Raw genomic sequence first — 8744 nt, forward strand, 5'->3', positions numbered from 1 at the left:
CGAGGGTCCCGACGCCGGTCTTGGTGTAGAAGGCGGGGATGCCGGCGCCGCCGGCGCGCAGCCGCTCGGCAAGGGTGCCCTGCGGGGTGAACTCCACCTCCAGCTTCCCGGCGAGGTACTGCTCGGCGAAGAGCTTGTTCTCCCCCACATAGGAGGCGATGACCTTGGCCACCTGGCCGGCTTCGATCAGCACGCCGAGGCCCTTGCCGTCCACGCCCATGTTGTTGGAGACGACCGTGAGGTCCTTGACGCCGGAATCCCGGACGGCCTCGATCAGGTCCGCCGGGATCCCGCTGAGCCCAAAGCCGCCCACGGCCAGCGTCATGCCGTCCCGCAGCACGTCCTGCAGCGCGGCGGCTGCTCCGGATTTCACCTTTGACATTTGTCTCCGTTTCGTTGGGTGCATCCTGAGACTGCAGGAGCCTCTTTCGCTGGCGTCCGGGTGGCGGCTTCGCCGCTGTGGGTGGGATGGACGGGCGGGAAGCACTGATTGCGTGGGGAAGTAGCTGCCGGCGGGTCAGACAGCCACATGGCCGGCCTGGCTTGAGACGGGGGAGCCGAGCTGCCGGAGTCCCAGGATTTCTCGAGCCTCTGCCGGGGTCGCGGGTTCGCAGCCGAGTTCCCGGATGATGCGAACCGCCCGCTCCACCAGTTGAACGTTGGAGGCGAGTTGGCCGCGCTTGTAGTAGAGGTTGTCTTCTAGCCCGACACGGACGTGGCCGCCGAGCAGGACGGCGTGGGCTATGGCCGGGAGTTGTGCGGGTCCAATGGCGGAGACGCAGAGTTCGCTGCCGGCGGGCAGTTCTTCGACCATCTGGTGGAGGGCGCGCGGGGTGTAGGGCATGGCTCCCTGGAACGGGCGGTCCAGGCCGAGAACGACGTTGATCCAGTAAGGCTTGGTGTCGAAGCCCGAGTCGATGAGCCGCTTGCAGTCCTGCAGGATGTGGGCGGGGCTCATGACCTCCCATTCAGGTTTGATTCCGAGTTCGGTCATGCGGGCAGCCATTTCGTCGCACTCGGCTGGGGATGTTTTGCAGAGGAGCTCACGCCCGCGGCCGTTGATGACGAACGTTTCGGCGTCGAAGGTCGCCATTTCGACCAGGGGCGCCTCGAGGCCCTTCATCCGTTCGGAGAAATCGATGCGGAGTTCGCCTGTGTCGTACGCCTTGATCATGTCGCCGGTGACGCCGCCACCGGTGGAGTTGTTGATTACGACGTCGGAGTTGTTGCGGGTCAGTTCGTTGATGCGTGCGTAGACCTCGGGATTGCAGGTGGCTTCGAAGTCGCCGGGTCGACGGGCGTGGATGGCTGCAACACTGGCTCCGGCCTCCACGCAGGCAGCGATGTCGTCGGCGATTTCCTGCGGGTCCACGGGGAGGTTCGGGTTTTCGTCCTTGGTGGCCATTCCTCCCGTGGGAGCGATGGTGATGATGACCTTGCGTGGTTTGGTCTGTGCAAAAGTTACATGTGCCATGTTAATTTCTCCTTATGCCTGAAAGGCCAGCTCGGCGGCGCGGCTGCCTGCGGAAATGTTCAATTCCAGATCATGGAATGGGGACGACGCCTTCTCATGAATGTCCACCGCAAGCAGCGAACCGGTGAGCGGGCATGCCCAGCCGGTGACCGTCAGCTTTTCGTGAAGGGTGGATCCCACCCTGGGCGGCAGTTCAAGGGCGAAGGCGTGGGCGCCTTCCCGCCAACGCGTGGATCCGTTGGACAGGACGGCCCCGTCGACGGTTTCAACCCGCCAGGTTCCGTCGACGGCATGGATGGCACGAAGACGATCGGACAAGGGCAGCCAGGACTCTCCTGCCGTTAGTCCTGCCGGGGGCAGGGCCGAATCCAGCTCGAGGCAGGATTCCTTTACAGTCTCCGGGGCCTGGCCGAGGCGTGCAGCGCGAAGGGCGCGGCGCAGTTGCGAAGTGCCTGTTTCGTCCCATCCCGTCACGCGCCCCGCGGCTGATGCTGTGAGCACCACCCCGTAGGTGTCCCGGGCCGCTGCCGTGCTGACCACGTCCCGGCGGATGTCCTCCAGGAGCTCCTCGGGGTTCCTGTCCAGGGGATCGCCCACGCCCCCGCCGCCCTGCCACGTGACGGCAAAGACATCGGAGCTAGTCAGGGGAAAGGCCCCGGGCTTGGAGCCGAGGTTCTCAAACCCAGGTGCGTCCTCGGTGATGCCGTTCAATGCTCCGGCCAGAATGGCGGTCTGCCCGGAATTACGCAGGATGCCCTGTGCCAGGGACTGCCGGATGACGCCACCAGGCAATCCTCCGGAGAGCCCTGCAGAATTGGGCACCTCGGCGCCGTGGGTCATGACCAGCGCCTCAGCCTCGTTGACGGAGATAGTCAGAGCCACTTCGGCGCCCAGCCCGCCCCGGCGGCGGCCTGCACCGCCGGTGTCCTTGGCCAGCCGGCGGTAGAGGTAGACCAGTGGTGTTCCCTGCTCGTTGACTTCCACGTCGGCAATGGAGGGGCACGGTGTGTTGATCGGTCCGGCGGCGTCCTGGCCGTCGTGAGCCATGAAGGCCCCGAATCCGCCGGCCAGGGGATCCATGAGGTGGAGACCGAATTTCTCGCCAAACTGGTTGCGTCCGCTCAGGTTGAAGGTGGCCATGGTTCCGCTGTTCACGGCCTGTGCGCGGTGTGCGAATTTCGGTGTGGCCGCCAGAAGGCGGTTCAGAGCGGCGGAGACGACGTTGCTCACTACCCAGACCGTTTCAACTGTCGCGCTGCCCACGGGAGCCGGCGGAAGTGCCGTGCAGATGAGTCCGTCCGGCGCGACTATTTCCGTGGGACGCAGCAGCCCGTCGTTCCAAGGGATCCCGAAACCCAGGGTCGGGATGAGTGCACCTGCAACGCCTCCGATCAGCCCTGCCCGGGAGCAGTTGACAAAGCCGGCGGCCTGGCCGGAGGACCCCGAGAAGTCGAAGATCAGCGAATCATCCTGTTTGGTGAGGACCAGGTCAACAACGTAGAGCTCGTTGGAATGGCCGTCGTGTTCGAGGAAGTCTCGTGTGTGGACGACGCCATCGGGCAGTTCCAGCAGGCGGCGGCGCAGTGTGGCTTCGGAATCGTCGACCATGGTGGCCATGGCAGTCTGGACGACGTTCTTGCCGTACCGGCGGCAGAGTTCGGTCAGCCGTTCACCCGCGACGTTCAAGGTGGCGATGAAGGCGCGGATGTCGAGGCCGACCTGGGCAGGCAGGCGGGTTGCTTCCAGGATCATGTCCAGGACGTCTTCGCGGAGTTCTCCGCGGTCCACAAGCTTGACTGCCGGTATCCGCAGGCCCTCCTGCCAGATCTCCTTGGCTTTCGGGGACCACGAGGCGAAGTCCATGCCGCCGATGTCGGTCTCGTGTGCCATGACGCCCGCCCAGGCGACCAGTTCACCGTCAACGAAGAGAGGTGCGCACATTTGCAGGTCGTTCTGGTGGAGTGCTCCGACGAAGGGATCGTTGCCGATGATGCGGTCGCCGTCCTTCAGATCCCTGCCTGAGCCGAGAAGGTGCCGGATCAGGGCCCCGACGGGCGGCGCCTCGAAGGTCACCTGGTGACCCATGGTGGCGAAGGAGCCGTCCGGAAGGTAGAGGCCCGTGAAGAAGTCGCTGGCCTCGGTGACTGTCGGGCTGCCGGAGACCGCTTGGAGGGCCAGGCGCATCTGGTCGGTGATGGCGACAAGGCGGCTTCGGACCACCTGGGCAATGACCGGATCAGTGACCGTGGTGACCCTCTGGGCATCCAGTGTCGTGTTCATTAGTTGCCTACCTTTACGTGAATTGCGCCGTGCGCGTCGGTTGTCGCGGTGCCGCCCGGTGGAACGACAACAACGCAGCCGGGAAGTTGGATAAGGCACGGACCAGCCACTGACTGGTCCGCTGCGGGCCAGGAGCAGCCGTACACCGTGGTCGTGTCCGGGGCCGCCGGGTCATCGAAGATGACGCCGCGGACGCCGCGGAACTCGAAGGCCTCGCCTGCGGTGGACGCCCCGGGGGCGGCCGAAGCAAGGGCCGCGGTCGCGCGTACCGACAGAATCTCGAAGCCGGCTTCCCTGAAACCGGCGCCCTTTCCGAAGAGCAGCTCATACTCGGATTCGAACCGCGCCAGAAACTTGGACAGCGTGGCCGCGTCAGGTGCCGCGTCCAGGCCTACATCCAGATGGTGTGCCTGGCCGCGATAGCGGACCGCCGCGGTGTACTGCAGTGTTGACGACTGGGGGTCTGGGATTGCTGCCAGGGCGCGGTCTCGTGCGTCTTCCAGTGCTGCGCACAGCGTCAGGGCATGCGTCTCGTCCGGTTCCAGGCCGGGGGAGAGGCGGATGTAGCTGGTTCGCGAGGCGGTGGTTCGAAGATCGCTGGTACCGGCACCGAAGGCGGACTGGGCGGTGGCCGTGGCGGGGACAACGAATCCGTCAAGGCCCAGTTCACGGCACATGGCCCAGGCATGGGAAGGTCCGCTTCCGCCGCCTGCGACGAGGGTGAATTCCCGAGGGTCATGGCCGCGCTCGATTGTGACGGAACGGAGCAGGTCTGCCATGGCGGAGTCAAAGAGTTCACGGACCGCGCGGGCGGATTCCTGGGCGTTCAGGCCAAGTGGTTTGCCGATCTTCTCTTCCAAGGCACGGCTGGCGGCGTCGACGTCCAGTCTGATTCCGCCGCTTCCAAAGCTGTCCGGGTCAAGGACGCCCAGAACAAGGTCGGCGTCGGTGGTGGTGGGTTCGGTGCCGCCCTTGCCGTAGCAAACCGGTCCGGGGGTGGCGCCGGCGCTTCGAGGGCCGACGGTCAGGATCCCGTCGGTGACTGCGGCGATGGACCCGCCGCCTGCACCGATGCTGGCGATGTCCACGCTGGGGACCCGCATGTCCGCGCCGCCAAACGTAACCTCGTCGCGCAGCAACGGTGCGCCGCTTACGACGACGCCGACGTCGAAGCTGGTTCCGCCGACGTCCAGGGTGAGGATGTTGGGCTGGTTCAGGGTCTTGCCCAGTGACTGGCCGGCAACCACGCAGGATGCGGGTCCGCTCAGGAGGCCTTTGACCGGTGATGCGGTCAGCGTAGCGGCAGGGACGACGCCGCCGGCGTTCGTGGTCATCATGATGGGAGCTTCCATACCCAGCGTGCGGAGCTCGGTTTCCAGTTTGACCAGATAGTGGCCCGCGACCGGGCCCAGAGCGGCGTTGGCGGCAGTGGTGGAGGCCCTGGCGTATTCACCCACGCTTGGGGCGATGTCGTGGGAGACGCTCACAAATGCGTCCGGAAGTATTTCCTTGACCAGTTCGGCGACCGCTGCCTCGTGGCTCGCGTTCTCGGTGGCCCACAGGAGGCAAACCGCGACGGCCTCCACTCCTTCGTCGCGGAGGGTCTCCAAGGCCCGTCGGGCGGAGCCAAGATCTAGTGGTGTCACGATTTCGCCTTGCGGATTCACCCGTTCGGTAACCTCAACCACCAAGTTGCGCGGTACCAGCGGGGCGGTCCGTCCGCGGAGGAAGTAGTTTCCAAGGTCCAGACCGTTGAGCCCGGCAGTTCCGCGGCGCAGGCGGCCAATTTCGAGGACGTCCCCGAAACCTTGGGTGGTGACGAGCCCGACGCGTGCCGACCGTCCGGTTAGCAGGGCATTCAATCCTACCGTCGTGCCATGTCCGAATCGGCTGACTCTTCGGCACATATCTTCGGTGCTGAGTCCGGCAATTTCCGCAGCCAGATGGACAGCGTTTATGACGCCGGTGACGACGTCCGCGGTCGTGGGGGACTTGCAGACGAAAGACTTGCCGCTGGGGGCGCGCAGCCACAGGTCCGTAAACGTCCCGCCGACGTCGGTGCCAATTGCCCACCCCGTCGTGTCGTCGGGGAGGTCAGTACTTCTTTCGTTGCCGGTGAACTGGGCACGCGACGTTGTTTCGAGGGTCAATTTTTGTAGCTCCTTAAGCAGATGGCCATATCGAGGGGGCTGACCTGAATCAGACAGCAAGTTCGTCCGGTTCCGCGACGGGCTGTTCGGTCCTGGCCTTTGATGCAAATGGCTGGTCTTTGGGAAGGGTCAAGAGAACTCCGGAGCCGATGGTCAGCATCACGGCGACAGTGATCAGGGCGCCGTCGTAACTGCCGGTGCGGTCGAAGAAGGAGCCTGCCCAGATGGGGCCGATGGCAACTGCGATAGAGAATGCAGCGTAGATAAGGCCATATATGAATCCGTAGCGCTTTAGGCCGAAGTAGTTTCCACAGAGGAATGCGATCAGATCAGCTTCGGCGCCGAAGGAGACACCGATCATGATGGCCGCCGCCGGGGCAAGCCCGGGACCTCCCCACATCAGCAGCAGGCAGCCCAGGGCCGTTGTCAGGAAGAGAGGGGCTGCAACAAACGGTGCGAAGAAACGGTCGACAAGGAAGCCAATGCTGAGGCGGCCGACGATCACGCCCAGACCGATCAGTGACGCGATACCCGCCGCGCTGGCCGGTGCGAGGCCCGCATCGGTGAGCATCGGGACCATGTGGGGGATGATTGCGGGCACGGAACCGCCGACGAGCAGGAATCCCGCAAGAATCGTCCAAAATGCGCGCGACTTGAGCGCATCTGCGCGGTTCGCGCCCGCCAGTTCCGGGGCGGAATCAGCGCGTGGGCCGCCGTCTTTCAGTCCAAAGAGGACGAACGGAATGACGAGCAGGGACAGCACAGCCAAAGCGGTGAATCCTGTTCGCCAACCCCACGACTGGACGAAGCCCGTCACCAGCGGCGGCAGCGCTAGCGCAGCGACGCCCAGGCCGGCCAGCGTGATGCCGAGGGCCAGTCCGCGTGAAGTAAAGAACGCCGAGTTCACTGCCTTGGTGTAAACGATGGACGTGGTTCCCGAGCCCAGCAGGCCGGCGAGGGCAAACAGGAGGTAGAAGTGCATGAGCTCCCCCTGGAACTGGCTGAGCAGGAACAGCGACAGCGTCAATCCGGGCACTGAGATGATGGCGACCCGGCGGGGACCGAAGCGGTCCAACAGCCAGCCCAGAGGTGCTGCAAAAATCACCAGGGCAATTGTCGTGTACAGAAACGATGATGAGACTTCTGCGCGGTTCCAGCCGAATTCCTTCTGCAATGCCCCGGTGAAGGATCCCAGGCTATAAAAAAGAAGAGCCGTCACGCCGACGGCGGAGCCTATGGTTGCGGAAAGCAACGCAGGCCAGCCAGTTTTAAATTCTGAATAGCGGTTGGCACGCATCATTGCATGTCCTAACTGGGATGTGGGGGCCTTGGCCCCGGTAGGCATCGGGGAGCCGGAGATTTTCCGGCTCAGATTCGATCTGTCGGTGTAGTCGTGCTGCGGGCGCTGAAGTGTGCACTGGAGCACGTTTGTTGCGTATAAGCAGACTAAACGGCGCTGACCATCCGCCACAAACAATGGTTAACGAAGGCTGCTATTGATCAGGTCAATACGTTAGGAAAAAGCTCCAGCGCGAGCCTCGACATCCTTTGGCGGAGCCACTCGTGGGCTGGGTCGTCCGTGTTCTGGGGTGCCCACAACATGACCATGTTGACGGGCTGGAGCGTCATCGGCGGCTCGAGCAGCTTAAGGTTCGCGTCCGTCCGTAGCGCCAGTCCGAGCCGCTCCTGAATCAGGGTGAGGAGCCGTGTTTCACGCAGTAGGAACGGGGCCAGCATAAACATTTGCGTGGTGATCTGGGTATTGCGGATGACACCCTGGGCGTCCAGCTGTATTTCGGCCGAGGTGGGGAGGTGTCCCACGTTGACGGCAAGATATGGCTGGGCGCTGAACTGCTGCATCGTGATCGAGGCTCCGACATCCGGATTATCCGCATCAACGGCACAAACGTAACGGTCGCTGAACAGAAGATCGTTCGGAAAATCCACATATCCCAGAAATACTTCCCTGGGCATGATGAGGAAGTCCGTCTCGCCATGTCTGAGACGCGTCGCGAAATCGTCCTGCACCGGTTGGATGTGCAGCTTCACATGTGGTGCCTCGGTGGCCAGCCGAACGAGGAGCGGTCGGAGAAAAACAGCCGCCACATAATCGTTGGAGGTGACGGAAAAGTCCCGATGATCCGTTGCCGGATGGAATTCGCTTTTGATTGTCAGAAGTGACTCCACACGGCCAAGCGTTTCCCTGAGGGGCTCGGCCAACGACCGGGCGAAAGGCGTCGGCATGAGGTTTCGGCCGTGCCTGACCAGAATCGGATCGCCGAACAGCTTGCGTAACCGATTCAGAGTTGAGCTCATCGCGGACTGGCCCACCTGAAGGCGCTCGGCGGCCTTGGTGACGCTTTGGTCGGCCAACAAAGCGTCCAGCGCCACCAATAGATTCAGATCCACCCGGTTCAGGTTCATTACTGCAGATCCCCTGTCGATGAGGAGTTTATGTGCTTTCCGGCAAACCGCTGGCTTGCTACAAAGACTGCCACGTGTGAAGTCACTTTCTATACTGGGCCCGCGTTCAGCGCCGACGGTGTGGGTGCTGCGATAGGATGCGGTGTCCAAATCTTCCTGCGTAGCCTGGAGTGTCGGGAATCAGACCGCCTGAATCCCTATCCAGGGTGCAGGCACTCCCTGTACTTACTCCGGGTCCGCCGGGCGTCAGGTCAGGAAGGACAACGGAAGTTAAACGCCATCAGGAGGGCCCGCACTCATGAAGCCACGTTCCATTATTATCGACTTGTTCGGCGATTATCTCCGTTATGCGGGCGCCGAAATCAAACTCGGTGACATGGCCAAGCTTCTGGCTGTTTTTGGGGTGGAGCCTGCGA

At 63.3% G+C, this 8744-nt stretch carries 6 protein-coding genes and 1 pseudogene; 1 reads left to right on the forward strand and 6 read right to left on the reverse strand.

The annotated features are described in order from the left end of the window. From Y706_RS0101950 to Y706_RS0101975, 6 genes are all read right to left on the reverse strand, one after another. Positions 1 to 382 (reverse strand): CoA transferase subunit A (locus Y706_RS0101950; protein WP_028275264.1); only part of this gene is annotated, 382 nt, incomplete at its 3' end. Between the two features lie 135 nt (positions 383 to 517). Then, positions 518 to 1474, reverse strand: coding sequence for a beta-keto acid cleavage family enzyme (locus Y706_RS0101955; RefSeq protein WP_043434199.1), 957 nt, complete (start codon positions 1472 to 1474; stop codon positions 518 to 520). Between the two features lie 12 nt (positions 1475 to 1486). After that, positions 1487 to 3754: a hydantoinase B/oxoprolinase family protein gene (locus tag Y706_RS23070; protein ID WP_043434201.1), complete on the reverse strand. Its 2268-nt coding sequence runs from the start codon at positions 3752 to 3754 to the stop codon at positions 1487 to 1489. Then, the gene (locus tag Y706_RS0101965) at positions 3754 to 5904 is read right to left on the reverse strand and encodes a hydantoinase/oxoprolinase family protein (protein ID WP_216699093.1); all 2151 of its coding nucleotides are present in this window, start codon (positions 5902 to 5904) and stop codon (positions 3754 to 3756) included. The genes Y706_RS23070 and Y706_RS0101965 overlap by 1 nt, the downstream gene beginning before the upstream one ends. A 49-nt stretch (positions 5905 to 5953) precedes the next feature. Continuing rightward, positions 5954 to 7204 carry an MFS transporter gene (locus Y706_RS23075; protein ID WP_216699094.1) on the reverse strand — a complete coding sequence of 417 codons (1251 nt, stop codon included), beginning with the start codon at positions 7202 to 7204 and terminating at the stop codon, positions 5954 to 5956. A 200-nt stretch (positions 7205 to 7404) separates the two neighbouring features. After that, positions 7405 to 8328, reverse strand: coding sequence for a LysR family transcriptional regulator (locus Y706_RS0101975; protein WP_028275267.1), 924 nt, complete (start codon positions 8326 to 8328; stop codon positions 7405 to 7407). A 298-nt stretch (positions 8329 to 8626) separates the two neighbouring features. Here Y706_RS0101975 and Y706_RS27670 point away from each other — a divergent pair. After that, a pseudogene (locus Y706_RS27670) lies at positions 8627 to 8744 on the forward strand (phenylacetic acid-responsive transcriptional repressor); the annotation flags it as partial.

The organism is Arthrobacter sp. I3 (assembly GCF_000520575.1).
Classification (GTDB): domain Bacteria; phylum Actinomycetota; class Actinomycetes; order Actinomycetales; family Micrococcaceae; genus Arthrobacter; species Arthrobacter humicola_A.